General features: G+C 73.0%; 23 protein-coding genes. 8 read left to right on the top strand and 15 right to left on the bottom strand.

The window, feature by feature from the left end; genetic code table 11:
* Positions 1-70 precede the first annotated feature (70 nt).
* Genes hpt through dacB form a run of 4 tightly spaced genes read right to left on the bottom strand, consistent with a single transcriptional unit; the run spans position 71 to position 4,176 of the window.
* The gene (gene hpt / locus Q343_RS0107055) at positions 71-625 is read right to left on the bottom strand and encodes a hypoxanthine phosphoribosyltransferase (RefSeq protein WP_029252886.1); all 555 of its coding nucleotides are present in this window, start codon (positions 623-625) and stop codon (positions 71-73) included.
* Between the two features lie 29 nt (positions 626-654).
* Positions 655-1,668 (bottom strand): tRNA lysidine(34) synthetase TilS, encoded by a 1,014-nt coding sequence (gene tilS, locus Q343_RS0107050; protein WP_029252885.1) that lies wholly within the window; start codon positions 1,666-1,668, stop codon positions 655-657.
* A gap of 1 nt (position 1,669) precedes the next feature.
* A complete protein-coding gene (locus Q343_RS0107045) occupies positions 1,670-2,746 on the bottom strand; it encodes a zinc-dependent metalloprotease (RefSeq protein WP_248616771.1) in 1,077 nt (358 codons plus the stop codon).
* Positions 2,743-4,176 (bottom strand): D-alanyl-D-alanine carboxypeptidase/D-alanyl-D-alanine endopeptidase, encoded by a 1,434-nt coding sequence (gene dacB / locus Q343_RS0107040; RefSeq protein ID WP_248616770.1) that lies wholly within the window; start codon positions 4,174-4,176, stop codon positions 2,743-2,745. The genes Q343_RS0107045 and dacB overlap by 4 nt, the downstream gene beginning before the upstream one ends.
* Positions 4,177-4,356: 180 nt before the next feature.
* On the opposite strand from dacB, the gene Q343_RS0107035 reads away from it, so the two are divergent.
* Positions 4,357-4,851 (top strand): inorganic diphosphatase, encoded by a 495-nt coding sequence (locus tag Q343_RS0107035; protein ID WP_029252882.1) that lies wholly within the window; start codon positions 4,357-4,359, stop codon positions 4,849-4,851.
* Between the two features lie 165 nt (positions 4,852-5,016).
* On the opposite strand, the gene Q343_RS15690 is transcribed toward Q343_RS0107035, so the two are convergent.
* The gene (locus Q343_RS15690) at positions 5,017-5,145 is read right to left on the bottom strand and encodes a hypothetical protein (protein WP_282706018.1); all 129 of its coding nucleotides are present in this window, start codon (positions 5,143-5,145) and stop codon (positions 5,017-5,019) included.
* On the opposite strand from Q343_RS15690, the gene Q343_RS0107030 reads away from it, so the two are divergent.
* The 5 genes from Q343_RS0107030 to Q343_RS0107010 all read left to right on the top strand — a co-directional run bounded on the left by Q343_RS0107030 (position 5,144) and on the right by Q343_RS0107010 (position 10,531).
* On the top strand, positions 5,144-6,469 hold the full coding sequence (locus tag Q343_RS0107030) for a bifunctional o-acetylhomoserine/o-acetylserine sulfhydrylase (RefSeq protein ID WP_029252881.1): 1,326 nt from the start codon (positions 5,144-5,146) through the stop codon (positions 6,467-6,469). The genes Q343_RS15690 and Q343_RS0107030 overlap by 2 nt on opposite strands.
* A 106-nt stretch (positions 6,470-6,575) precedes the next feature.
* Positions 6,576-7,796, top strand: coding sequence for a homoserine O-acetyltransferase MetX (metX, locus tag Q343_RS0107025; RefSeq protein ID WP_248616769.1), 1,221 nt, complete (start codon positions 6,576-6,578; stop codon positions 7,794-7,796).
* Entirely contained in the window at positions 7,793-8,497 is a 705-nt protein-coding gene (locus Q343_RS0107020; RefSeq protein WP_029252879.1) for a maleylpyruvate isomerase N-terminal domain-containing protein, read from the top strand. The genes metX and Q343_RS0107020 overlap by 4 nt, the downstream gene beginning before the upstream one ends.
* 37 nt (positions 8,498-8,534) lie before the next feature.
* Positions 8,535-9,503 (top strand): zinc-binding dehydrogenase, encoded by a 969-nt coding sequence (locus Q343_RS0107015; protein WP_029252878.1) that lies wholly within the window; start codon positions 8,535-8,537, stop codon positions 9,501-9,503.
* A complete protein-coding gene (locus Q343_RS0107010; RefSeq protein ID WP_081829688.1) occupies positions 9,500-10,531 on the top strand; it encodes an alpha/beta hydrolase in 1,032 nt (343 codons plus the stop codon). Before Q343_RS0107015 ends, Q343_RS0107010 begins: the two co-directional genes overlap by 4 nt.
* On the opposite strand, the gene Q343_RS14490 is transcribed toward Q343_RS0107010, so the two are convergent.
* From Q343_RS14490 to Q343_RS13910, 6 genes are all read right to left on the bottom strand, one after another.
* Positions 10,528-12,126, bottom strand: a complete 1,599-nt coding sequence (locus Q343_RS14490; protein ID WP_029252876.1) for a restriction system modified-DNA reader domain-containing protein — start codon at positions 12,124-12,126, stop codon at positions 10,528-10,530. The two genes, Q343_RS0107010 and Q343_RS14490, sit on opposite strands and share 4 nt — an antisense overlap.
* A 189-nt stretch (positions 12,127-12,315) precedes the next feature.
* Positions 12,316-12,618 carry a thiamine-binding protein gene (locus tag Q343_RS0107000; RefSeq protein ID WP_029252875.1) on the bottom strand — a complete coding sequence of 101 codons (303 nt, stop codon included), beginning with the start codon at positions 12,616-12,618 and terminating at the stop codon, positions 12,316-12,318.
* 10 nt (positions 12,619-12,628) lie between these two features.
* Positions 12,629-13,267 carry a nitroreductase family protein gene (locus Q343_RS0106995; protein ID WP_052366970.1) on the bottom strand — a complete coding sequence of 213 codons (639 nt, stop codon included), beginning with the start codon at positions 13,265-13,267 and terminating at the stop codon, positions 12,629-12,631.
* A 23-nt stretch (positions 13,268-13,290) separates the two neighbouring features.
* Entirely contained in the window at positions 13,291-16,176 is a 2,886-nt protein-coding gene (locus tag Q343_RS0106990; protein WP_029253246.1) for an FAD-binding and (Fe-S)-binding domain-containing protein, read from the bottom strand.
* Between the two features lie 210 nt (positions 16,177-16,386).
* Positions 16,387-18,591 (bottom strand): YhgE/Pip domain-containing protein, encoded by a 2,205-nt coding sequence (locus Q343_RS0106980; RefSeq protein ID WP_029252873.1) that lies wholly within the window; start codon positions 18,589-18,591, stop codon positions 16,387-16,389.
* Positions 18,588-19,298, bottom strand: coding sequence for an ABC transporter ATP-binding protein (locus Q343_RS13910; protein ID WP_155990668.1), 711 nt, complete (start codon positions 19,296-19,298; stop codon positions 18,588-18,590). The genes Q343_RS0106980 and Q343_RS13910 overlap by 4 nt, the downstream gene beginning before the upstream one ends.
* Positions 19,299-19,379: 81 nt before the next feature.
* Between Q343_RS13910 and Q343_RS0106970 the strand changes: the two genes are divergently transcribed.
* Positions 19,380-20,051: a TetR/AcrR family transcriptional regulator gene (locus Q343_RS0106970; protein WP_029252872.1), complete on the top strand. Its 672-nt coding sequence runs from the start codon at positions 19,380-19,382 to the stop codon at positions 20,049-20,051.
* 31 nt (positions 20,052-20,082) lie between these two features.
* Entirely contained in the window at positions 20,083-21,195 is a 1,113-nt protein-coding gene (locus Q343_RS0106965) for an NAD-dependent epimerase/dehydratase family protein (RefSeq protein ID WP_029252871.1), read from the top strand.
* Positions 21,196-21,279: 84 nt separating this feature from the next.
* Here the strand turns inward: Q343_RS0106965 and Q343_RS0106960 are convergent, their stop codons facing one another.
* The 4 genes from Q343_RS0106960 to Q343_RS0106945 all read right to left on the bottom strand — a co-directional run bounded on the left by Q343_RS0106960 (position 21,280) and on the right by Q343_RS0106945 (position 24,942).
* Positions 21,280-21,720: an OsmC family peroxiredoxin gene (locus Q343_RS0106960; RefSeq protein ID WP_029252870.1), complete on the bottom strand. Its 441-nt coding sequence runs from the start codon at positions 21,718-21,720 to the stop codon at positions 21,280-21,282.
* Between the two features lie 66 nt (positions 21,721-21,786).
* Complete coding sequence (locus tag Q343_RS13905; protein WP_043109745.1) at positions 21,787-22,383, bottom strand: hypothetical protein; 597 nt, start codon at positions 22,381-22,383, stop codon at positions 21,787-21,789.
* Between the two features lie 67 nt (positions 22,384-22,450).
* Entirely contained in the window at positions 22,451-23,017 is a 567-nt protein-coding gene (locus tag Q343_RS0106950; RefSeq protein ID WP_043109743.1) for a hypothetical protein, read from the bottom strand.
* Positions 23,011-24,942 carry a glycosyl hydrolase family 18 protein gene (locus Q343_RS0106945; protein WP_081829685.1) on the bottom strand — a complete coding sequence of 644 codons (1,932 nt, stop codon included), beginning with the start codon at positions 24,940-24,942 and terminating at the stop codon, positions 23,011-23,013. Before Q343_RS0106945 ends, Q343_RS0106950 begins: the two co-directional genes overlap by 7 nt.
* Positions 24,943-24,981: the final 39 nt, after the last annotated feature.

The following is a 24,981-nucleotide window of genomic DNA, read 5'->3' as shown; positions in this document are numbered from 1 at the left end:
CACAACGGTTGGCCTGCGAAACTACACGGAAACTCTGAGCGTTCGCTGGGCTGTTCGCCCAGAGCGTGGCTCAGCTCGAGTAGACGTGCGGGGCGAGCGTGCCGACGAACGGCAGATTCCGGTACTTCTCGGCGAAGTCGAGTCCGTAGCCCACGACGAACTCGTTCGGGATGTCGTACCCGGTGTACCGGACGTCGACCTCGACCTTCGCGGCGTCGGGCTTGCGCAGCATCGTCGCGATCTCGACGGAGGCCGGGCCACGGCTGCGCAGGTTGGAGACGAGCCACGAGAGCGTCAGGCCGGAGTCGATGATGTCCTCGACGATCAGCACGTGGCGGCCGGTGAGGTCGGCGTCCAGGTCCTTGAGGATCCGCACCACGCCGGAGGACTTGGTCCCCGAGCCGTACGAGGAGACGGCCATCCAGTCCATGTGCACGGGGTGGTGCAGGCGGCGCGAGAGGTCCGCCATCACCATGACCGCGCCCTTGAGCACGCCCACGAGCAGCAGGTCCTTGCCCGCGTAGTCCTCGTCGATCTTCTGCGCCATCTCGTCGAGACGTGATTCGAGCTGTTCCTGGGTGAGCAGAACTCGTGCCAGGTCGGTTCCGAGGTCGGACGGTTCCACGTGTGCTCCCAAGGGCGAGAAGTCAACGGTCAGGCCCGAGGCGGGCCAAGCACAAGCGTGCCACACCTGCGGGCGACGGCCACGCCTCCGGGGAGGTCGAGCGGCTTCTGCCCGTGCCAGTCCACGACCAGGTCGTCCATGGCCTCGACGTGCCGCAGGGAGAGCGAACCTGCAGGGCATCCGGCACGACGAGCCGCCGCGCGCAGGACGCGACGCCGCAGCGGGCGGGGCGCCTCCGCGAGCGCGGCCGTGTCGAGCGCCACACCACCGGGGAGGTCGGTGGGCCGCTCGGCCCGGCTGCCGAGCGCGTCCGCGAGCGTGTCCAGGAGGTCGGCGTCGTCGCGCAGGAGGTCGGCGCTGCGCGCGAGTGCGTCGACGGCACCGGGGCCGAGGACGTCCTCGAGCACCGGCACGACGACGTGGCGCACCTGGGTCCGGCGCGGCACCCCGGCGCGCGGCCCGGCGGGCAGGAGGTTGGTCGGGTCGGTCCACGGGTCCAGACCGCGTGCGGCACAGACGGCCTCGGTGTCACGCCGGCGCAGGCCCAGGATCGGACGGCGCCACGGTCCACGACGGGGCGCCATGCCCGCGAGCGACCGCGCGCCCGAGCCACGGCCGAGCCCCAGCAGGACGGTCTCGGCCTGGTCGTCGCGCGTGTGGCCCAGCAGCACCGCCTGCGCCCCGAGGTCGCGTGCCGCGCGCTCGAGCGCGTCGTAGCGGGCGGTCCGGGCCGCCGCCTCCGGGCCACCGGCGGTGCCGACCCGGACGCGCTCGACGACGACGGGGTCGAGCCCGAGGTCCTGGCACTGTCTCGCTGCGCGCCCCGCGACGTCGTCCGACCCGGCCTGGAGGGCGTGGTCGACCACGACGGCACCGGCCCGCAGCCCGCGCCGTGGTGCGACGAACGCCAGCCCCGCGGCGAGCGCCAACGAGTCGGCCCCGCCGGAGCAGGCGACGAGGACGAGCGCGTCGTCGTCGAGGTCGGCGAGCGAGTCCCGGACGGCGCGGCGGAGCGCGGCCTCCGCGGGGTGCGGGCCAACCATCTCAGGGACGGACCCGGCGGACCCACGCGTCGGGGTCGCGGATCTCGGCTGCCGTCGGGAGCGTCTCGACGCTGGTCCAGACCGTGTTGAGCCGGTCGCGCCCGACCACCGCCTCGACGCCTCGGACGAACCGGGCACCGTCGCGGTACTGCGCGAGCTTGGCGTCCATCCCCAGCACCCTGCGCAGGATGCTGTCGACGGGACTCTGCCCGGCGCCGTCGCGGCGTTGCTCGAAGCGGCGGCGGATGGCTGCGACCGTGGGGACGATGCTCGGGCCGACGGCGTCCATCATCACGTCGGCATGCCCCTCGAGCAGCGCCATCACGGCGGTGATCTCGGACAGCTCGTCCTGCTGCTCCGGTGTCATGATCCCGCCGGTGACTCCCTGCCCGCGCGCGACCCCGACCACGGCCCGGCCCGCGGTCCGCAGCCTCTGCGACACGGGAGCGCCGGCGCCGGTGCGCGCGCCCTCGGTCACGGAGCCGAGCAACGAGTGCGTCCGTGCGCGCAGGTGCTCGGCCAGCCAGGGCGCCGCCGCGAACTGCAGCGCGTGCGTCTGCTCGTGCAGGCACACCCAGAGCCGGAAGTCGCGGGCCCGGACGCGCAGGGCCCGCTCGACGGAGAGCACGTTGGGGGCGACGAGCAGGAGCCGTCCCAGGCCGGCCTGGCCGTAGGGGTCGAACTGCCCGAGCACACGGCTCGACAGTGCTGCGAGGACTCCCCCGACCTCGACGGCTCCCATGACGGCGACGGCGGGCCGGGCGAGACCCGCCCGCTCCGCCTCGGTCAGCCCGTCGCCGAGCCCCTGGGTCATCGCGCTCATGACGCGGGCGTTCGCGCGCGCCCACCCCGGGCGGTCCACGACGAGGACCTCCGAGAGCCGGTCGCTCGTCGCCTCGGACTCGGGGGCTGGGCGCATCCCCGTGACGTCGAGGACGGCGGGAACGGCACGGCGCGCCGCGGCGCGGAGCCCGTCGACGAGCGCCTCGCGCTGCGGCCGCGTGGCGTCGGGGCCGGGGCGGGCGAGCCGACCGGCGATCGTCGCCGCGCTCGGCCAGTCGATGACCTCGACACTCACCCCGTGCACCCGCAGGACGCGAGCTCGTCGACGAAGTCGTCGATGATGAACGGCGCACCCCAGGCGTTCTCGTCCGGGATCTTGTCCGCGAGGACCGCGAACGCGAGCATCCGGCCGTCGTCGGTGACGGTGGTGCCGGACAGCGAGCGGACGTTCGACAGGCTGCCAGTCTTCGCCCGGGTGACCCCGGCGCCCGGGTCACCGACGAACCGGTCGTCGAGCGTGCCCGTGAGACCGGCGATCGGCATCTGCACCGCGGCGGGCCGCAGGCGGGGCTGCTCCGGGTCCGTGATCAGCTCGACGACGTCGGTCAGCTGCGTCGGGCTCAGGTCGGAGCCCTCGCCGAGGCCCGAGCAGTCGACGAGCTCCGCTCCTGTGAGGTCGACGCCGAGCCGCTCGACCGCGGTGGTGACCGCGCTCGTCGCCCCGTCGAACGAGCCCTCGCGTCCTGCCTGGAGGGCCACGAGACGTCCGACCGCCTCGGTGACGGAGTTGTCGGAGTGCTCGAGGAAGTAGCCCACGATGTCCTCGACGGGCGCCGACTGCACCGCACCGACCAGCGGCGACGCCTCGACCGTGGCGCGCTTCACGTCGCCGTCCACCGTGATCCCCCGGTCGGCGAGGGCCTCCGCGAAGATCTCCCCGGCGGCCAGGCTCGGGTCGTCGGCGCGCGGGGCGTACTCGTCGTCCTCCAGGCGTGCGCCGTCGACCGCGAGCGCCGTCACGGCCGACGCGTACCCGTCGGTGACGAAGCCCGGGTCCCACGTGGGGCTGACGGAGGGTCCGGTGAACAGCGAGTCGTCGACGCGCAGCGTGACGCTGGTGTCCCCGGTCAACGTGAGCTCGCCCGCCACCTGGTCCGCGAGGTCACCGAGTCCGGCGTGCCCGTTGACGGCGTCGGGGTCGCCCGCGCCGGCCGCGAGCAGGGTGTCCCCGCCGCCGCGCAGGACGAGGAGGCCGTCACCGGCATGCTCGACGGTGGTCGGGAACCGGGTCCCCGGCGTGATCGTGCTGAGGGCCGCGACGGCGGTGAGAAGCTTCTGCGTGGAGGCGGGCACGAAGCTCGCGTCGGGTGCGTGCGTGCCGAGGGTCTCCCCCGACGCCGCGTCGACGACGGAGACGCCCACGCGGGTGCCGAGCCGGTCGTCGTCCGCGAGATCGTCCACGAGCGACTGGACGCTGGCGGCGGCGGGCACGGGTGCGTCCTCGCCGAGCATGACGGTCACGAGCTCGGGGGGCTCACCGGCGACAGCCCCCGGCGAGTCGGGGAACGGGGCGGCGGGCGCGGGTGCCGGTTCCGTGGTGAGCAGGCCGGGGACGACGTCGTACGCGTCGAGCGTGAGGTAGACGCCCGTCAGCAGCAGCACCGCAGCGACCGTGCTGCCTGCCTTGGCTCCCCAGCCCATCGCCGTCCCTCGTCGTCGTCGCACGCCTGTCGGACAATCATGACGGGTTCCGGCGCACCGTGGCGCCCGTTCTCGCATGATGGTGCAGTACGCGTGTCACACTAGTCCAGCACACACCGACGTGGTCCGGGGACGAATCCTCCGCACCACGCACATGACCTGCACGGGGCCTGGAGCGCACCGGTGGGACCGACTGGAGGAACAGTGGAGTTCGACGTCACGATCGAGATCCCGAAGGGTCAGCGCAACAAGTACGAGGTTGATCACGAGACCGGTCGGATTCGTCTTGACCGGATGCTCTTCACCTCGACGCGCTACCCCGACGACTACGGCTTCATCGAGGGCACCCTCGGCGAGGACGGCGACCCGCTGGACGCCCTGGTGCTGCTCGAGGAGCCGACGTTCCCCGGCTGCCTGATCAAGTGCCGCGCGCTCGGCATGTTCCGCATGCGCGACGAGGCCGGCGGCGACGACAAGGTGCTCTGCGTGCCGACCGCCGACCAGCGGGCCGCGTGGCGTCAGGACATCGACGACGTGTCCGACTTCCACCGTCTCGAGATCCAGCACTTCTTCGAGGTCTACAAGGACCTGGAGCCCGGCAAGAGCGTCGAGGGCGCGCACTGGGTCGGCCGCGACGAGGCCCAGGTCGAGATCGAGCGCTCGTTCCAGCGCGCGAAGGACTCCGGCTACCACCACTGATCTGCCTGCCCGACGCCGTCGGGCCCCGACGACCCCCGCCCTGCACCGAGCAGGACGGGGGTCGTCGTCGTTGTGGAGACCCGCTGTCCACATCGTGAAATCAGCCTTTCGCACTGCGAGACGTTGACCTAGCGTCGACCCCATGACCCGCCGAATGTGCTGCCGCTAGCCCCAGCGCACGTTCGCCTGCCCGCGTCCGGCACCTCTGAGCCGACGCCGGTCCCGGCCGTAGGGGCACGTGCGCTCCGGCAGGACCCGCCCGGCACGCCGCCCCCACTCGCAGGAGAAGCTCATGACCGCACACTTCGAGACCCGCCAGATCCACGCGGGCCAGACCCCTGACCCCACGACGGGCGCCCGCGCCCTGCCGATCTTCCAGACGACGTCGTTCGTCTTCCCGGACGCCCAGGCCGCCGCGGACCGGTTCGCGCTCAAGGACCTGAACCCGATCTACACCCGCATCGGCAACCCGACCACCGACGTCGTCGAGGCCAGGATCGCCGACCTCGAGGGCGGCGTCGGAGCCCTCCTCGTCTCGGCCGGCCAGGCGGCCACGACGCTCGCGATCCTCAACCTCGCCGAGGCGGGCGACCACGTGGTCGCCTCCGGATCCCTCTACGGCGGCACCTACAACCTGCTGCGCCACACGCTCAGCAAGCTCGGGATCACCACGACGTTCGTCGAGGACGCCTCGAACGCCCAGGAGTGGCGCGACGCCGTCCGGCCCGAGACCAAGGCGTTCTTCGCCGAGTCCATCCCCAACCCCAAGGCGGACGTCCTCGACATCGAGCTCGTCGCGGGCGTCGCGCACGAGAACGGCGTGCCCCTGCTCGTGGACAACACCGTCGCGACCCCGTACCTCGTCCGGCCGTTCGAGCACGGTGCCGACATCGTCATCCACTCCGCCACCAAGTTCCTCGGCGGCCACGGCACCGCGATCGGCGGCGTGATCGTCGACTCCGGGAACTTCGACTTCGGCGCGAGCCCCGAGCGGTTCGTCGGGTTCAACACGCCGGACCCGTCGTACAACGGCATCGTCTACGCACGCGACCTGGGCGTGGACGGGATCCTCGGCGCCAACCTGGCCTACGTCCTCAAGGCCCGCGTGCAGCTGCTGCGCGACCTCGGCACGGCGATCTCGCCGTTCAACGCGTTCCTCATCGCCCAGGGCATCGAGACCCTGTCGCTGCGCATGGAGCGCCACGTCGCCAATGCGCAGAAGGTCGCCGAGTGGCTCGACGCCCGCGACGACGTCAACCTGGTGCGCTACGCCGGGCTCCCCTCCAGCCCCGCGTACGCGACGGCGCAGAAGTACCTCCCCCGCGGAGCGGGCGCGGTCCTGGCGTTCGACCTGGCGGGCGGCAGCGAGGCCGGGCAGGCGTTCGTCTCGGCGCTCGAGCTGCACTCGAACGTCGCGAACATCGGCGACGTGCGCTCGCTCGTCATCCACCCCGCGTCGACGACGCACAGCCAGCTGAACGAGGACGAGCGCGCCGTCTCGGGCATCACTCCGGGGCTGGTGCGCCTGTCCGTGGGGATCGAGAACGTCGAGGACATCCTCGCGGACCTCGAGCTCGGGTTCGCCGCCGCCCGGGCCGTGACGGCGGCCACCGCCTGACGGACCGCTCGCCCCGCGCCGGGACCCGGCGCGGGGCGGGTCCGACCTCGGACCGATGACGAGCCCCGCCGACATGCCCGCGACCCTCCCCGTACGATGGGACCCAGTGAACGACGCAGAGAACCGACGCAACCCGACGGCCCGGCAGGCCGCCGGACGTCGCGCTGCGCGCGGGCCGGCCCCCGTCACCGCCGCCTGGCGCGAGAACGATCCCGTCGGCGACCGCAGGTTCGCCGACGTCGGCACGTTCGACCTCGAGTCCGGCGCCCGGCTCCCCGGTGTCCGGGTCGCGTACGAGACCTGGGGCGAGCTGAACGAGGACGGCTCCAACGCCGTCCTGCTCCTGCACGCCCTGACCGGGGACTCGCACGTCACCGGTGACGCCGGTCCCGGCCACCTCACCCCCGGCTGGTGGGAGGCGATGGTCGGCCCCGGCGCCCCGGTCGACACCGACCGCTACTTCGTGGTCGCGCCCAACGTGCTCGGCGGCTGTCAGGGCACCACCGGCCCGGCCTCGCTCGCCCCCGACGGCAAGCCCTGGGGCAGCCGGTTCCCCCGCGTCACGCCCCGTGACCAGGTCGCCGTCGAGATCGAGCTCGCCCGGACGCTCGGGATCACCTCCTGGCACGCCGTCGTCGGGGCCTCGATGGGAGGGCACCGCGTCCTGGAGTGGGCGGTGCTCGGCCCCGAGGCCGGGATCTCCGTCGACTCGATCGTCCCGATCGTCACCTGTGCCCAGACCACCGGCGACCAGATCGCCTGGGCGCACTCCCAGCTCGCCGCGATCCGCGCCGACCCGGCGTTCCGCGGCGGCGACTACTACGACGCACCCGACGGCGCCGGTCCACACGTGGGTCTCTCGATCGCCCGGTCGATCGCGCACACCACGTACCGCACGGCGCTCGAGCTCGACACGCGGTTCGGCCGCATCCCCCAGGGCGGGGAGGACCCGCTGACCGACGGGCGCTTCGCGGTGCAGTCCTACCTGGAGCACCACGGCGAGAAGATCGCCCATCGGTTCGACGCCAACAGCTACGTCCGGCTCACCGAGTCCATGCTGACCCACGACCTCGGCCGTGACCGCGGCGGCGTCGAGCAGGCGCTGAGCACGATCACCGCCGAGGCGCTCGTCATCACGGTCGACTCCGACCGGCTCTTCCCTCCCGCGCACTCCGAGCGGATCGTCGCCGGGATCCCCGGCGCGCTCCCGCTGCACGTCATCCACTCCGACTTCGGCCACGACGGCTTCCTCGTCGAGTCCGACGAGGTCGGTGCCGCCGTCTCCGCGTTCCTCGCGGACCGCGCCACGCTGAGGGAGGACCGATGACCGACCTCGCCACGGCCGAGGGCATCCTGCGCACCCAGTGGGACAGCCTCGTGGAATGGCTCGAGGACGCCGACCTCGACGACGACGCCTACGCGACCGCGAGCCAGGTCGACGGGTGGACCATCGGCGAGCTCGTCAGCCACCTCGGTCGCGCGATGGACGCGCTCGCCGTCGCGGACACCGTCCCGGCGGGCACCGTGCCGCTCAGCCTCGCCGAGTACCTGGGCACCTACCCCGGCCGCGCCGACGAGATCACCGCGGTGACCCGCGAGCTCGACGGCGAGATCCGGGCCGACCGCCTCGCCGGCATCCGCGCCAAGGGCGACCGCGCGCTCGCCCAGGTCGACGCGCTCGCCGGGAACGAGATCGTCCAGGCCCGCCGCGGACCCATCAGCCTGCGCGACATGGTGATCTCCCGGCTCCTCGAGCTCGTCGTCCACGGAGACGACCTCGCCCGCTCCCTGCCGTACATCGCCGGGGACCCCCTGAACCGCGAAGCCGTCGACCTCGCGGCGGACGAGCTGCTGAAGATCGTCGTGGCGCGCGGCGGCTGGCACATCGAGGTCGAGGACCCCCGCCTGTGGATCCGGCTCGCCGCCGGGCGACGGCCGTACGACGTCGACGACCTCGCCCGAGCACTGCGCCCCACCTTCACCGCGGGCGGCGTCCCTGACCTCGGACGTCTGCTCCCGCTGCTCTGACACGCCACGAGGGCGCCGACGCGTCTACCGTGGAGGCATGCTCGCCGCCTACGCCGCACGCCTCGACCCGAACGACCCCGCCTCAGCCCTGGACGTGGGTGAGCGCCCCGACCCCGTCGACCGGGAGAACTGGTCCACGGTGGAGGTCCGGGCCGCCAGCATCAACCACCACGACGTCTGGGCGCTGCGCGGTGTCGGACTCCCAGAGAAGGCTCTGCCCATGGTGCTCGGCACCGACGCCGCGGGCGTCGCGCCGGACGGTACCGACGTCGTCGTGCACGGCGTCGTCGGCCAGGACGGCCACGGCGTCGGTCCTCGTGAACCGCGGACCCTGCTGAGCGAGAAGTACCCCGGGACGCTCGCGGAGCGCGTCTCCGTGCCGACGGCCAACCTGATCCCCAAGCCGCCCGAGCTCAGCTTTGAGGAAGCCGCCTGCCTGCCCACGGCGTGGCTCACCGCCTACCGGATGCTCTTCGGTGCCGGCGAGCTCTCGCCCGGTGACCGGGTGCTCGTCCAGGGGGCGGGCGGCGGCCTGACCAGTGCCGCGATCATCCTCGGTGCGGCCGCTGGGCTCGAGGTCTACGCGACCTCCCGCAGCGCCGAGAAGCGCGAGCGAGCACTCTCCCTGGGCGCGTTCGCGGCGCTCGAGCCCGGGGAACGCCTCCCGACCCGCGTCGACGCCGTCGTCGAGTCCGTCGGCCGCGCGACGTGGAAGCACTCGGTGTCCTCGGTGCGCGCGGGCGGCGTCATCACGGTCGCCGGGCTCACCTCGGGCGACCCGGAGCCGGCCGAGCTGACGCGGGTGTTCTTCCAGGACCTGCGCATCCACGGCGTCACGATGGGCACGCGGGACGACCTCGCGGCGCTCCTGCGCTTCCTCGTGCGTACCGGCGTCCGCCCGACCATCGACTCGACCGTCCCCCTCGACCGCGCACGCGACGGCGTCGCGCGCGTCGTCTCCGGCGACCACTTCGGCAAGGTCGTCGTGACACCGGCGACGCCATGAGCGACAACGTCGTCGTCGGCACCGGGGTGGCGGGAAGCACCGACGAGGTCTTCCCCACCTCCGACGAGGGGTGGGTGACCGACCTCCTCGGCCCCGACTACCAGCGCCTCACGTTGGACCTGGGCACCGACGACGAGGGGGACGTCGTCGCGACCCTGGTGCGGTACCGGCCCAAGACCGACGAGCCCGTCCGACCGGCACGTGCCGTGCTGTACCTGCACGGGTGGTCGGACTACTTCTTCCAGACCGGCCTTGCGGAGTACTGGCACGGCCAGGGCGTCGCGTTCTACGCCCTGGACCTGCGCAAGTACGGCCGCAGCCTCCGGCCGGGGAACACCCCGGGGTACGTCGAGAACCTCGAGACGTACGACGACGACCTCGACGCCGCGTTCGCGGTGATCCGGGCAGAGCTCGGGCGGCACGCCTCCGTGATGCTCGTCGCCCACTCCACCGGCGGGCTCACCGGCGTCCTCTGGGCGGAGCGACGCCCGGGCGTGGTGAGCGGCATCGTCCTGAACTCCCCTTGGATCGAGATGCAGGGCTCGTCCGTGGTCCGCACCGTCTCGACCCCGGCGATTCGCCAGATCGCACGCTTCCAGCCACGAGCCCCGCTCCCGAACATCGACCCCGGGTACTTCGGCCGGACCATGCACGTCAGCACCGGCGGGTCCTGGGACTACGACCTGCGCTGGCGCCCGACTCCGACGTTCCCCGTGCGCGGTGGGTGGCTCAACGCGATCATCGACGGCCAGGCCCGGGTCGCCCGCGGCCTCCACATCGACGTCCCGATCGTCGTGCTGATCGCCGGGCAGAGCCTGATCAGCCCGCGCTGGAGCGAGGACATGCGGTCGGCGGACATCGTCCTCGACGTCGACGCGCTCGCGCACCGCGCGCCCAACCTCGGCCGGGTGGTCACGCTGGTCCGGGTTCCGGGCGGGGTCCACGACCTCGCGCTCTCGATGCCGGCCGCCCGAGCGACGTTCTACGAGGAGATCACGCGCTGGAGCGCGGCGTACGGCTGGCGCTAGCTGAAGCGGAGGCGGAACTCGTCCATGAGCGACGGCCCACCGTCGCCGAAGCGCCAGACGCTCCAACCGTCCGCGGTCGAGGCACCCGAGGCGGCCATCGCTGCGGCGTCCGGGTTCGAGTAGCAGGAGCCGTCCATCAACTCGATCTGGCCGTCGACGTGGAGCACCGCCTCGAAGCGCTGACCGCGGCGGGGACGTACCCAGATCAGGCCAGCCGAGAAGCCGATGTTCTGGGCGAGCGCGATCAGGTCCGGGTCGACCTCGTCGACGTCCGGGTCGAGCGTCGGCGTGACCGACGGCGCCGGCGCCGGGTCCGGGTCCGGGCGAGCGTACGACGGCGTCGCGGGGGCCTCGTAGGAGGGGGCCGACGGCGGCTCGTACGCCGGCACCGTCGGTGCGTCGTATGAGCGGCTCGTCGGGGTGTCGTAGGTCGACGGCACCGTCCTCGAGGTCAGCGGGTCGGCGAGCGCGTCGGCGCGGTAGAAGTCGTAGTCCGCCGGCGGCTCGTACGGGACGTACTCCTCGCGCGGCAGCGGCTGAGGCTCGGGCTCGGGCGTGCGGGTGCGCTGGCTCCGACGGGTGGGGGGCGAGTCGGGCACGCGGCGGGAGACGACCGACGGGGAGGCCGTCGGCTCGGGCGGCGCGGGTCGCGCGGGCGGCTCGGGTTGCTCGGACCGGGACGGGGTCTGGGACCGCGTCTCGGTGCGCGTGCGGGTGGGCTCGGGATCCGGCGTGCTCGCCGATGCCTCGGCGGCAGCCCGTGCCCGACGCTCGGCACGGGTCAACGGTCGGCTCGTGGGCGGTGCGACCGGCGCAGCCTGCGCAACCGGCTCGGGCGACGGCTCGGGCGAAGGCGCGGGGGCGGGGGCAGGGGCTGCTGGCTCTGCTGCACGCGTCGGGGATGCACCGGACCGACGCGTCCCCGTCGGACGGCTCGACGTGACCGGTCGCGGGGCCTCCGGCTCGGGGGTGACGACCTGGAGGGGAGCCTCGGGCTCCTCGATCGTGCGCTGCACCGGCTCGGCCGCGCGCAGGTGCTCGGTCACCAGGGGCGAGACGTCGACGAACCGGCGACCGTCGTCGGAGGTCACGACCGACGCGCGGAGCACGGACGCCCGTGCGCCGGGCTTGCGGAGGAAGTCGACGGCGTCGAGGACATCCTCGCGGGCGGCCGAGCAGATGACGACGAGCCGGGCACCGGCCCCCGGGGTCGGGTCGGCGACGGCACCGAAGGGGAGGTCGTCGCGGAACCGCTGGAGATCCCGCTCGAAGGCCTCGGGGCCGCGGCTGTAGCGGTTGGCGAGCTGGGCGCGGGTGAGCCGGCCGGCGGCACCGGCGAACCGCATGGCCCGGGTCAGGACGTGCTCGTCGAGGCTCGCGACGACCTCGATGACCACCGGGGAGCCGGCGGCGTCGATGGCCAGCATGTACGGCTCGTGCTCGGTACGCCGCTCCGAGACGGGGAAGATCTGCTCGCCGAGGAGGGAGTCGATCTGCCCGTCCACCACACGCTGCGCGGTGGTGGCGAGGTTGGCCCCGTCCTGCTGCTGCGCGACCAGCACAGCACGGTCCGGATCGACCTCGAACAGCGGCATCCCATCTCCTCCACGGTGGTGGCGGACCCCTCGTCACGGGCTCTGCGCGCCTACTCTACGTGGCACTTCTGTGAAGACCGAATACCCGTAGTAGCACATACCGCGCAGACGCCGTGAAACTCTCGCAATCGGCCCGTGACGCCCCGATGCCGCGCGCTCGACGTGGGTCACGGGCCGGGCACGGGGCCGTCAGGACTCGTCGGCGAGCCGTCGCTCGACGCGCTCGACCTTGCCGTCGAGCTCGCCCGTACGGCCCGGACGGATGTCGGCCTTGATCACGAGCGAGACCCGGTGGCCCTCCGCGCCGGCGGCCTCGGTCGCCCGCTGGATCACGGGCATCACCTCGTCCCACGACCCCTCGATCTCGGTGAACATCGAGGTGGTGCGGTTGGGCAGGCCCGACTCGCGGACGATGCGGACGGCCTCGCTCACGGGGCCGGTGACGGACTCGCCCGCGCCGAGCGGGGCGACGGAGAACGCGAAGATAGCCATGCGGCGGATGCTACGCGCCGCCGTCCGCGCCGTCTTCCGTCCTGCCACCCCAGCGCCCGCGGTGCACGACGTCGTCCCACGGCTTCCGCGAGCGCCGCGCCACCGATCCGCGCGCCGTCCCGGTGGGGTCCGGGTGTCCGACGGTGACGGCACCGGTGGGTGCGTACGTCTCGGGCACGCCGAAGGCCTCGCGGAACGCGGGGACCTGCGCGGGCGGGACGCCGAAGAAGCAGGCGCCGAGGCCTTCGTCGACGGCGGTCTGCAGGATCAGCAGGGCGGCCATCCCGGCGTCGACGTGCCAGTAGGGGGCGCTCCACCGCTGCTCGGCGCGGTCGTCCCAGCCCTTGTCGGGCTCGGCGTACCGGTCCAGGTAGGCGTCCTTGGAGGCGAGGACCACGATCACCACCGGTGCGGTCCGCATGCCACGCGCCCACGACGACGGCTCGCCCGTCCCGGGTGAGGTCACGTCCCAGAAGCGCGCGACGTCGTCGGCGGTGTCCAGGACGAGGAACGACCAGCCCTGCGTGAAGCCGGCGCTCGGGGCCCGGACGGCGTGACGCAGCATCCGGTCGACGGCAGCCGGGTCGACGCGCTCGTCGGTGTAGCGCCGCACCATCCGGCGCCGGCGCACGACCTCCTCGAACTCCACGGCGTCAGCCTGTCACGGACGCGTCAGAGCCGGTCGGCGAGCAGCTGCGCGAGGCTCGTTCCCTGCACGCCGGCGAGGTCGTCGGCCTGGGTGCGGCAGCTGAACCCGTCCGCGAGGTAGACCGACCCCGCGGGGGCGTCGCGCAGCGCGGGCAGGAGCGAGTTCTCCGCGACGGCCACCGAGACCTCGTAGTGGCCCTTCTGCATGCCGAAGTTCCCGGCCAGGCCGCAGCAGCCGGACAACGTCTGGATGGTGGCCCCGGCGTCGCGCAGCAGCGCCTCCTCGGCGCGGAAGCCCATCACCGCGTGCTGGTGGCAGTGCGGCTGCACGACGGCGGTCACGTCCGAGAGGTCGGGGATCGTCCAGCCGGCCTCGGGGCGCGGCGCGGTCGCCGGGCCGGTCAGCAGCTGGGCGAGCGTGTGCGTGGCCTCGCCGACGGCGTGCGCCCGCGGGTCGTCCGGGAAGAGGTCCTGCAGGTCCGAGCGCAGGACGGCGGTGCAGGACGGCTCGAGCCCGACGATCGGGATGCCGTTGACGGCGTACGGGCCGAGCACCGACAGGAGCGTCGAGAGGCGCTTGCGCGCGCCGTCGAGCTGGCCGGTGCTGATCCACGTCAGCCCGCAGCAGACGTCCTGGTCGGGAACGATCACGTCGTACCCGGCGGCACGGAGCACCTCGAGCGCGGCCTGCGGCACGCCGGGGTCGAACGAGTCCGAGAACGAGTCGGTCCAGAGCACCACCCGGGGGCGCTCCTCCGCGGCGGCAGGACGCCCGGGGACCTGTCCGGGCGCGAGCCCCGGCACACCGCTCGACGCACCACCGCGACGCCACCACGTGCGGAACGGCGTCTCGGCGAACCGCGGGATGCTGCGGCGCGTGTCCATGCCTCCGGCCCACAGGACGGTCTTGGCGAGGGGACGGATCGACAACATTCTGTTGGCGAACCGCGACATCCCGCCGGCCAGGCGCGCCCAGCGTGGGAGCCAGCCGAGCGTGTAGTGGTCGACAGGACGCAGCCGGCCCTTGTAGGTGCGGTGCAGCGACTCGGACTTGTACTGGGCGATGTCGACGCCGGCCGGGCAGTCCGAGGAGCACGCCTTGCAGCTCAGGCAGAGGTCGAGCGAGTCCTTGACCTCGGGCGCGGCGAGCCCGCCGACGAGCGTGCCGTTCATCGCCTCCTGCAGGACGCGCGCACGGCCCCGGGTGACGTCCTTCTCGTCCTTCGTGGCCTGGTAGCTCGGGCACATGAACCCGCCGGACGCGGCGTTGTCCGCGCGGCACTTGCCGACGCCGACGCAGCGGTGGACCGCCGTCGACATGTCGTGGTGGTCGTGCGCGAACGAGAAGCCCGTGTACCCGGCGGTCTGCGCGATGCCCTTGACGTCACGGGTGACGGGCGACGGCAGCGGGGACGCCATCGGGCGTCGCAGGTCCTCGTCCATCCCGCGCGGGTCGACGATCACGCCCGGGTTGAGCAGGTTCTGGGGGTCGAACAGCGCCTTGACCTCGGCCATCAGCGCCAGGGCCTCCGCGGAGTACATCAGCGGGAGCAGCTCGGACCGGGCGCGTCCGTCGCCGTGCTCGCCCGACAGCGACCCGCCGTACTTCGCGACGAGCATCGCGGCGTCGGTGATGAAGGTCCGCAGGACGGAGCCGTTCTCCTCGAGCGGGATGTCGATGCGCAGGTGGATGCAGCCGTCGCCGAAGTGCCCGTACGGCAGGCCGTCGACGCCGTAGCGCTCCATCAGCGCGTCGAGGTCCCGCAGGTAGTCGCCCAGCTTCTCCGGGGGGACCGCCGAGTCCTCCCAGCCGGGCCACGCCTGCTCGCCCGCGGGCGTGCGGCCGGCCAGGCCCGCACCGTCCGCCCGGATCTGCCACATCGACGTCGCCTCGGGCCCGGCCGGGTAGATCGCGGTCGCCGGGCTCGCCGAGGCGGCCACGACGGCCTCGGCGTTGGCCAGGGCCTCCTCCGGCGTCTCGCCGCCCACCTCGACCATCAGCCACCCGGCGCCCGGGGGCAGCGGCGGCACGGCGGCGTCGCCCTTGTGGTGCCGGACGACGTCGACGAGCCGGGCGTCGAGCCCCTCGATCGCGAGCGGCCCGAGCGGCAGCAGCGCGGGGACGTCGTCGGCGGCCGCCGGCATGTCCTCGTACGCCAGGACGACGAGCGTCGGCTTGCTCGGCATCGGCACGAGCTCGACCGTGGCCTCGAGCAGGGTCACGAGCGTGCCCTCGGTGCCGACGAGGAACCGTGCGAGGTCCGAGCCGTTCTCCGGCAGCAGGTGCTCCAGGGAGTAGCCCGAGACCTGGCGCCCGAACCGACCGAACTCGGTGCGGATCAGGGCGAGGTTGTCCCGGACGAGGTCGGCGAGGCCCGGCACCGCGGCGAAGGTGGCGTCCCCGCGTCCTGCGACGAACCTGCGCCCGCGCCCGTCGACGACGTCGAGCTCGCGGACGTTGTCCGCCGTCCGCCCGTACGCCACCGCGTGGGGGCCGCAGGCGTTGTTGCCGATCATCCCGCCGAGCGTCGCGCGGTTCTGCGTCGAGGGGTCCGGACCGAACCGCAGACCGTGCGGTGCCGCCGCCTTCTGGAGCGTGGACATCACCACACCCGGCTCGACGCGTGCGACCCGCTCCTCGGCGTCGATCGAGAGCACGGCGTTCATGTGCCGGGACGTGTCGAGGACGAGGCCCTCGCCGATCGAGTTCCCGGCGATGGAGGTCCCGCCGCCGCGCAGGGTCAGCGGCACCCTGACCTCGCGGGCCATGTCCGCGAGCGCCACGACGTCGTCGACCCCGCGGGGGAACGCGACCGCGTCGGGCACCACGCGGTAGTTGGAGGCGTCGGTCGAGTACTCGGCACGACGTCGCACGGTGATGTCGACGTCGGCGGTGGTCACCGCGCGCAGGGCGACGGCGAGCGCCTCGCGGGCCTCGTCCGCGGCCTTCTCGGCCTCGCGTCTCGCCTCCTCGACGCGCTGCTCGGGCGACTCCGCAGGCTGCGGGGTCGCGGCGGTCGCGGTGGCGGCTCGACTGTCAGGCACGCCTGGATTGTCGCACCACCCGACGGCGAGGTCACCCCCTGTCCGGGAGGTGGCTCGCCGTCGGGCGGCGCGCCGTCAGAGGACGAGCTCGGGCTCGAGCCGCGTGATCGTCCACATCCGCTGGCGCACGGCCGCATAGGTCGTCGCGGCGAGGGCGACCACCAGGAACCCGGCGAGGACCGCGACGTCGCGCGCGACGGTGGAGGCGCTCCCGCCGTACATGAGCTGGCGCAGCCCCTCGACGGCGTAGGTCATGGGCAGCAGCTGGTGCAGGGAGCGCAGCGGCTCGGGGATCGTCTGCCAGGGGAACGTCCCGCCGGCGGTCACCAGCTGGACGAGCATCAGCACGAGCCCGAGGAACTGCCCGGCCGCCCCGAGGTAGACGTTGAGCGTCTGGACGATCGCGACGTACGTCGCCGAGACCAGGATCATGAACAGCACGGTCCCCAGACCGTGGGCGATGTCGATGTGCAGGGCGAAGAACGTCACGGCGAGCATCGCGACCACCTGGACGACGCCGAGCAGGAACGGCGTGAGCCACCCGCCGAGCGCGGCCCCGAGCGCCGAGCGGCCCGAGGCGAGCGCCCGGGTCGAGAGCGGGCGGACGAGCAGGAACAGCACGTAGGCGCCGATCCAGGTCGCCAGGCTAAGGAAGAACGGTGCGAGCCCCGCGCCGTACGTCCCGGCGCTCGAGAGCGAGTCCGCGTCCACCGCGACCGGGTCGCCGATGGTCTCGGCCGTCTCCGTGCGGGTCTCGTCGTCGAGGTCGGGGACGTCGTCGAGGCCGTCGGCGAGCCCGTCGTGCAGGTCCCCCGTGCCGGTGAGCAGATCTCCGGCACCCGCAGCGAGGGAGCCGGTACCGGCGGCGAGGGTCTGCGCCCCGGCATCGAGGTCGGCGGTGCCGTCGGCAAGGTCCGAGGCACCGACGGCGAGCGCCCCGGCCGCGGAGTCGAGCTGCTGCGCGCCGTCGTCGAGGTCTCCGGCACCGTCGGCGGCGGTCGCGGCACCGTCGGCCAGGTCCGCGGCGCCGTCGGCGAGGTCGGCGCCACCGTCCGCGGCGGTCGCCACCCCGGCCCGGAGGTCGTCGGCGCCCGCGGCGAGCGACGTCGCACCGTCCGAGACCTGTGCGGCCCCGTCGGCGAGGTCGTCGAGCTGCCCGGCCGCGCCCTGAACCTTCTCGGCCGCGTCCTCGACGGGCGCCCGGCCCTCGTCGAGCGTCGCGAGGATCGTGTCGATCTCGTCCTGCGGCACGCCCTGGTCGACGAGCGTCTGCTCGACGTCGTCCCGCCAGGCGTCGAGGCTGTCGACGACGTCGGTGGCAGCCGCGGCGGCCTGGTCGCCATAGCCTGCGACCTCGGCGTTGCCGTCCGCGACCTGCTGTGCACCGTCGGCGAGCGCCTGCGCCTGGTCGGGCAGGTCCGCCGTCGCGCCGCGCAGGTCCTCGAGGCCGGCCGACAGGTCCGATGCGCCGGACGAGAGCGACTGCGCCCCGGTGGCGAGCGTGCCCGTGCCCGCGGCGAGGTCGTCCGCTCCCGCGACGAGGTCACCCGTCCCGGCGGAGAGCTGCTGCGCGCCGTCGGCGAGGGTGGCCGCGCCGTCGGCGGCCGTCCCCGCACCGGCACTGAGGTCCGTGGCGCCGTCCGCGAGGTCGTGGGCGCCGTCGTCCAGGTCGGCCGCGCCGTCCTGCAGGTCACCGGCGCCGTCGACGGCGTCGGCCAGGTTGGTGTGGATCTCGTCGAAGCCGTCGAGGAACTCGGTGGCGGCCTCGGTCCCGACCTCCGCGGCGATCGCGTCGCGCACCTCTCCCACGATCGTCTCCGCGATCGTGGTGGCGAGATAGTTGTTGGCGTCGTTGGTGACCAGGCGCAGGCTCGCCTGGTGCGGCTCGAACTCCCCGCTCGAGACGAGGTCGGCCGAGAACTCCGGCCCGACGACGAGCGCGGCGTCGTAGCGGCCCGTCCGCACGCCCGACTCGGCGTCCGCCTCGTCGGTCTCGACCCACGTGAAGCCGCCGTCCTCCACGAGCTGGTCGGCGACGTCGTCGCCGTAGTTCGCGGTCGTGGTCTCCCCGGTGCTCGCATCCGTCGTGGTCGCGCCCTCGTCCTGGACGACGAGCGCTGCCGGGATCTCGTCCAGCCGGTCGTACGGGTCGTGGTTCGCCCACAGGTACAGCCCGGCGTACAGGGTCGGGATCAGCGCCATCGCGAGGATCGCGAGACGTGGCATGCGCCCGGAGGTGAGTCGGCGCAGCTCGGAGACGGACAGTCGGAACGCGCTCACGCGAGGTCCTCCGCAGGGGTGTTCGAGACGGACGGGGTCGGAGTCTCGGTCGCGACGACGACGGGCGGGGCGTGCCAGGCGTCGTCGTCGCGCGCGGACTCGAGGTGGTGGCCGAGGAGGCGCACCGACGAGCGGGCGGCCGTCACGAGCACGCCGTACCCGGCCTCGGCGTACCTGACGGCGAGGTCCCACCAGCCGGCCGGGTTGCCGCCGTGCCGGTCCGGGGCGACCACCACGAGGACGCGGACACGCGGGTCGGTCACCGCGAGCGCCGTCATCAGGGCGGTCCGGTCGGTGCCGAGCAGTGCGTCGACCCGCGAGCGGCGGTCGAGACCGGGCATGGTCTCGGCGAGCCACCGGGTGACGTCCACGGGCCAGGACCTGCGCCCGGCCAGCGACAGCCCCTCGGCGACGACGTCCGCGACGGTCAGCGCGTCGTCGGGCTCGCTGATCCCGCTCGCGTCGACGACGGCGGAGGCGTCGCGCAGGTCGGCCGGGTCGGCGGAGACGAGGTCCTCGGACTGGAACGTGACCGTGCCCTCGTCGGGGCGCAGTCGCCCGGTCGCGACGAGGGCGAGCGCGGTGTGGCCGTGCCCGGGCTCGGCGGCCACGAGGACGACGCTGCCTGTCGCGAGGGTCAGGTCGATCGTCTCGAGCATGGGCTCGCGTCGACCGTCGACCCGCACGTGGTCGAGCGTGATCTGCATCCGTCCTCCTGTGTTGACCTTGAGTCAACAACGGTACGACCACTATTGACCTCGGGTCAACACGTCTGGTAGACCAGTCGCATGACCCAGGCCACGCCCGCCCGCCGCGGACCGGACGACCGCCGTCGCGAGCTCCTTGCCGCCGCCGTCGCCGACGCCGACGAGAACGGTCTCCGGGCGGTCACCGCGGCGACCGTCGCCCAGCGCGCGGGCCGCTCCAAGGCCCTCGTCTTCCACTACTTCGGCTCGGCGCACGGACTGCACGGCGCCGTGGCGCGCATCGCGATCGAGGAGCTCGACGCGGCGCTGCGCGCACCGGAGTCCGTGCCCCCTGCCGAGCGCCCCACGCGGATCGCCCACGCCTACCTCGACGCCGTGGCCGAGCACGAGGCGATCTGGCGGGACCTGTGGGGCGGCGCCCTCGTCGACGTCGACACCGACGAGATGCTCACCGCCGTGCGCGAGTCGCTCGTGGGGCGCATGAGCCTCTCGGCCACCTCCATCGGCTTCACCCCCACGCCCCGTCTCGCCGCCCTCGCGCGCGGATGGGTGGCGCTCGCCGAGAACCTCACCGCGACGTGGCTCACCCACGACGGCGGGAGCGCAGCAGGCCGTCTGACGCGCGACGACGTCGAGTCGCTGCTCGTCGCGAGCATGTCCGTGCTGCTCCCCGAGCTCCCCGACCCGCCGAGGTCGACCCTGGCAGGCATCACCGGCGCCGTTGGACGAGCAGAGGACGGCTCCGCGGGCTAGCGTCGAGACACCTACGGAGAAGGAGTCGGCCGTGCACGTCGTCGTCGTCGGAGCCAGTGGAAACGTCGGAACCGCGGTGCTCGCCGCCCTCGCGAACGAGCCAGTGGTGACCCAGCTCGTCGGGATCGCACGCCGGGTCCCGCGCACGGAGGGCGCGAGCACCGTCGAGTTCCCGCACGACGCGGCGCAGTGGGTGCGCCTCGACCTCGCCGCCCGGGACCCCCGCCCGGGCCACGGCCCGACGGTCACGGACCGGCTCGCCGACGTCCTCGCCGGCGCCGACACCGTGATTCATGTCGCCCGCACGCCCCGCGCCGACGTCGGCAGCCGGGTCCGCCGGGACACAGACCTCCTCGTCGCCCAGCGGGTCTTCGACGCCGCCGCCCAGGCGCACGTGCGGCACGTGGTCGCGGCCTCCTGCACGGGCGCGTACTCCCCGAGCGACGACGACTCCCCACGGACCGAGTCCTGGCCCGTCCGCGGCGGGGACGAGACCGCGAGCGCCCCGTGGGCACGGATCAACACGACGACGGGCGCGGCCGCGGCGGCCGACCGCCCCATGACGACGACCGCGCGGGTCGAGCGGCTGCTCGTCGCCCTCTCCCAGAACAGCGACACCATCGTGACGTCGATGCGCACGCCCATCGTCCTGCACCGCCGGGTCGCCGGGCAGCTGGTCCGCGACGTCGTCGGGAGCCTTCCGTCGCGCCCCCTCCGCAAGGACGGCACCGTCCCGACCGTGCTGTGGCCCGACGGCCTGCGCATCCAGGTGATCCACGCCGACGACCTCGGCGAGGCCTACCGCAAGGTCGTGATCCAGCGGCAGCCGGGGGCGTTCAACCTCGCGGCGGCGGACGTGCTCTCCGGGCAGGACTTCGCCGACGTCGTCTCCAACGGGCAGATGCGCACCATCACCGACACGCAGGCCCGCCAGGCGCTCGGTGCGGCGTCACGCCTGGGCGTGGCCCCCGTCGACCCGCGGTGGCTCGCGACGCTGTTCGACTCCCCCGTCCTCGACACGACCCTCGCGCGCGAGCTGCTGCGCTGGGCTCCCGAGCACGACGCACGCTCGACGCTCCGGGAGGCCGTGGAGGGGATCCGCGACGGTGCCGGTGCTCAGACGCCGCCGCTGCTGCCCGCGTAGTCCGCCGGACCGGCAGGGCTCCCCCGACGCAGCAGGACCCGCACCCTCCGGGGTGCGGGTCCTGCTGCGAGCCTGCCTCGTGCGTCAGACGCCGTAGGTGATCTCCAGCGTGATCTCCGGGCCGGCGAGCGCCTTGGAGACCGGGCACGTCGCCTTCGCCTCGTCGGCGATCGAGCGGAACTGGTCGGAGTCGATGCCGCTCGCCTCACCACGGACGCGCAGCGCGATCGAGGGGATCCGGAACCCGCCCGCCGGGTCCGGGCCGAGCGAGACGTCCGCGGCGACGTCCAGCGAGATGCCGGTGGCCCCCGCCGCGCCCAGAAGTGCGGAGAACTGCATCGCGAAGCACGTCGAGTGCGCCGCGGCGATCAGCTCCTCCGGGCTCGTCACGCCCTCGGCGTCGTCGGCCGAGCGACGCGGGAACGACACGTCGTACGTGCCGAGCTGGGAGCTGGTCAGCGCGACGGTGCCGGAACCCTCCTCGAGGGTTCCCTTCCACGAGGTCTGTGCGGAGCGTACGGGCATGATGCTCTCCTTCATGATCGGGGTTCGTTCGACGGGACTACGGTCGACCGGGCGGGCACGGACCCTTCATCCGGCCGCCCATGCCACGTCACCAGGTCCGGCGTCCACCGGCAACTCGACGGTGACGAACTCGTCCGAACCGGATGCCGTGGCGACGTGGAACGTGAGGGCCGCCTCGGGGTCCACCCCGGACGGGAGCGCGACGACGCTCGTGAACGGCCGGAAGTCCATCGTGCACGGGGTCGCGGGCGGGATCTCGACCTTCGCGACGAACAAGGACCCGTCGTCCTCGGCCACCGCCGTCGACTCGACGACCGGCGGGCAGGAGCTCGAGCCGGCCGTGAAGACGTGGACGAGTCCGGGCTCCGAGGTCCGCGCCACGCCCGTGCCGCCCGCCGCCCGCATCTCCTGGCCGGCCTCGACCCCCGCCGGATAGCCGGTGCCGTAGACCCCCGGCAGCAGAGGGATGTCCGTCGCCTCCGCGTCGACCACCGGCACCTGCGGGGTCGACGTCTCGCCCGAGGGGGTCGTCGACGGATCGGGCGTGGACGTGTCCGCGCCGGAGGTCGCCGGGTCGGACCCGGCGGGCGTGTCCGTCGCGCACGACGTCAGGACGGCGACGCTCAGCACGGCGACGGTGATCGACAGGAGCGGGTGCCTCATCACTCCAGCATGCCAACGGCGGGCCCGGAGCGAAAGCCCCGGACCCGCCGTCGTCGTACCGTCCGGACTACGCCTTCGACGCGACCGTCGCAGACGCCAGGCGCTCGTCGAGCCCCTCGAACGCCCAGCGGTCGACGACGAGAACCTTGGGGGCCTCCTCCGTGAACCACTGGCGCTGCTCGGCCGTGCGGACCTCGTCCCCCGCGTCGTCGACGCAGGAGAGCTGCACGACCATCAGCGTCGCCGAGGACCCCGCCACCGTGGCGTCCGAGGACTCCACGGAGTCCGTGGCCGTCGCCGACAGGCCCTCCGACCCCGGGCAGGTCGCACCCTCCGGGACGTAGGGCTGCGAGACGTCGACCTCCTCGATCGCATCACGCTCGAGAATCTGGAACTCCGGGCACGCGTCCTCGTCCGGGCAACCGCCCACACGGACCGTCGTCACCCCGGGGTCACCCGGGGTGACCGACCAGTACTCGGCGGGCTCGATGTTGAAAGACCCCACCTGCACCTGGCCGTCGGCCTCGACGCTCTCGGACTCGGCGGCCGGAGCAGGCCCGTCCCCGGAGCAGCCGGCGGCGAGAGCCACCACTGCGAGAACCGGGAGCGCCCTGCGCACGAACTTCGTCAGCAAGCGCCGAGCTCCTTCCACGGACCCCAGGTGCTGGCACCCGGCTTGTCGTTCGTGTTCCACCACTTGGCCTCGTACTGGACGCCGTTGACGGTGACCTTCTGTCCACCGGTGTAGACCTTCGACGCGTCCCACGCAGCGGCACACGTGGTCGGGGTCGTCGTCGGGGTCGTCGTCGGAGTCGTCGTCGGCGTGGCCGTCGGGGTCGTGGTGGGGGTGGTCGTCGGAGTCGACGTCCCGCACGAGCCGGCCTCGGCCCACGGGGCTCCGGCGGATCCGGGAACGTCGCCCTGGGTCCACCACTTGGCCGTGTACTTCTTGCCGTTGTACGAGACCGCGGCACCACCCGAGTAGGCCTTCGAGGAGTCCCAGGCCGCCACGGTGCAGTCACCGGGCGTGGTCGGGGTCGTCGTCGGGTCCGTCGTGGGATCCGTGGTCGGGTCCGTCGTGGGATCCGTGGTCGGGTCCGGGTCGGGAACGGTGCCGCCGCCGACGACCGGGCCGGCCGCGCCGGTCCCGAGCTTCGAGAACAGCGTGTCGATCAGCGAGCCGTCGCGGTTGCCCGAGAGGTCCCACCACATGCCGCCACCGAGGCCCTTGGAACGGATGTAGTCGGCCTTCGCGGTGATCGACTTGGTGTCGTCGAACGACCACCACTGGTTGCCGTCGTAGCGCCACGAGGAGATCGTCTCGGGGTCGTAGTAGCCCTGGCCGAGGTTCTTCAGCTTGTCGTAGTCCTCGTTGCCAGGCTCCCAGGTGCCCGGTCCGGCACCCGTCGCGGTGCCCCACGGCTCCGCCTGGTCGGCGCCCTTCCAGCCGCGGCCGAACATCGCGAGGCCGAGACCGATCTGCGCCGGGTCGATGCCCGCGTCGAGGTACAGCGAGAGCGACTCGTCGATGTTGAACTGACGGCTCGGCTCACGCGGGTCGTTCGGGTCCTTGTAGACGTTGCCCTGGTGGCCCGTCAGGTCCGGGTCCCAGGCACCGTGCAGGTCGTAGCCCTGCAGGTTCCCGTAGTCGAGGTAGTTCCAGATGCGCGGGTCGTTCCAGCCACCGGCCTCGATGTCCTCCTGGTTCGCCGGGAGGTAGGCCGACAGGAGGTAGTCCTTGCCGGTCTCGGCCCCGTAGGCGTCGAGCTGCTCGCGGAACTCCTTGAGAAGGAGACGGTAGTTCTCCTTGTCGTTGGCCTCGTCGACGATGTTGCCCTCGAGACCGTTGTTGGTCCCGGGCCACTCCCAGTCGATGTCGATGCCGTCGAAGATCCCGGCTGCGGCCCCCGGGCCCCCACGACCGTCGATGACGGGCAGGTTGCCCTTGAGGTAGACGTCGATGCAGGAGGAGACGAGCGTCTTGCGACCCTGGTCGGTCGCGGCCACCTTCGAGAAGTACTTCGAGAAGGTCCAGCCACCGATCGAGATCATCGGGCGGATCTGCGGGTGCTTCTCCTTCAGCTGCTTGAGCTGGTTGAAGGAGCCTGCGAGCGGCTGGTCCCACGTGTCGGCGACACCGGAGACCGAGTTGGCCGCCGTGTACGTCATCCCGTAGTCGGCCCAGGCGTCGCCCGCGCCGTCGGCGCCGTTCGGGCCCTCGGTGACGGCCTTGTTCGCGATGAAGCACTTACCCGTCGTCGGGTGGATGTTCGCGAACGAGTAGTTGATGTGCGTGAGCTTGTCGGCCGAGCCGGAGGTGTGCAGGTCCGGGATCTGGAAGTCGCGGCCGTACACCCCCCACTGGGCGAAGTAGCCGACGCTGCGGTAGCCGTTGATCGCGGAGTCACCCGTCTCGACGGTGGCCGCGGTCTGCACGGCCTGCTCCGTCGATGCGGAAGCGACGGACGTGACGGCCGCCGTTCCTGCGAGCGCCAACGACGTCGCCAGCGCGCCGACACGGGCCCACCGGGCCGTGCCGCGTGTGGTGGTCGTTCTCATCAGAGTGTTTCCTCTCTGGTCACGGTGCCGCATCGATGC

Origin of the sequence: Paraoerskovia marina DSM 21750, from assembly GCF_000701465.1 — a bacterium.
In the GTDB taxonomy this organism is placed as follows: Bacteria; Actinomycetota; Actinomycetes; order Actinomycetales; family Cellulomonadaceae; genus Paraoerskovia; species Paraoerskovia marina.
Note: the sequence above shows the minus strand (reverse complement) of the source record. Positions and strands in the feature narration are given on the sequence as shown.

Excerpts from the sequence above, each read along its gene's own strand:
- tilS (WP_029252885.1), bottom strand. The coding sequence starts at position 1,668 with ATGGTTGGCCCGCACCCCGCGGAGGCCGCGCTCCGCCGCGCCGTCCGG.
- Q343_RS0107030 (WP_029252881.1), top strand. The coding sequence starts at position 5,144 with ATGACCGCACACTTCGAGACCCGCCAGATCCACGCGGGCCAGACCCCT.
- Q343_RS15690 (WP_282706018.1), bottom strand. The coding sequence starts at position 5,145 with ATGAGCTTCTCCTGCGAGTGGGGGCGGCGTGCCGGGCGGGTCCTGCCG.
- Q343_RS0107020 (WP_029252879.1), top strand. The coding sequence starts at position 7,793 with ATGACCGACCTCGCCACGGCCGAGGGCATCCTGCGCACCCAGTGGGAC.
- Q343_RS0107015 (WP_029252878.1), top strand. The coding sequence starts at position 8,535 with ATGCTCGCCGCCTACGCCGCACGCCTCGACCCGAACGACCCCGCCTCA.
- Q343_RS0107010 (WP_081829688.1), top strand. The coding sequence starts at position 9,500 with ATGAGCGACAACGTCGTCGTCGGCACCGGGGTGGCGGGAAGCACCGAC.
- Q343_RS14490 (WP_029252876.1), bottom strand. The coding sequence starts at position 12,126 with ATGCCGCTGTTCGAGGTCGATCCGGACCGTGCTGTGCTGGTCGCGCAG.
- Q343_RS0107000 (WP_029252875.1), bottom strand. The coding sequence starts at position 12,618 with ATGGCTATCTTCGCGTTCTCCGTCGCCCCGCTCGGCGCGGGCGAGTCC.
- Q343_RS13910 (WP_155990668.1), bottom strand. The coding sequence starts at position 19,298 with ATGCAGATCACGCTCGACCACGTGCGGGTCGACGGTCGACGCGAGCCC.
- Q343_RS0106970 (WP_029252872.1), top strand. The coding sequence starts at position 19,380 with ATGACCCAGGCCACGCCCGCCCGCCGCGGACCGGACGACCGCCGTCGC.
- Q343_RS0106960 (WP_029252870.1), bottom strand. The coding sequence starts at position 21,720 with ATGCCCGTACGCTCCGCACAGACCTCGTGGAAGGGAACCCTCGAGGAG.
- Q343_RS13905 (WP_043109745.1), bottom strand. The coding sequence starts at position 22,383 with ATGAGGCACCCGCTCCTGTCGATCACCGTCGCCGTGCTGAGCGTCGCC.
- Q343_RS0106945 (WP_081829685.1), bottom strand. The coding sequence starts at position 24,942 with ATGAGAACGACCACCACACGCGGCACGGCCCGGTGGGCCCGTGTCGGC.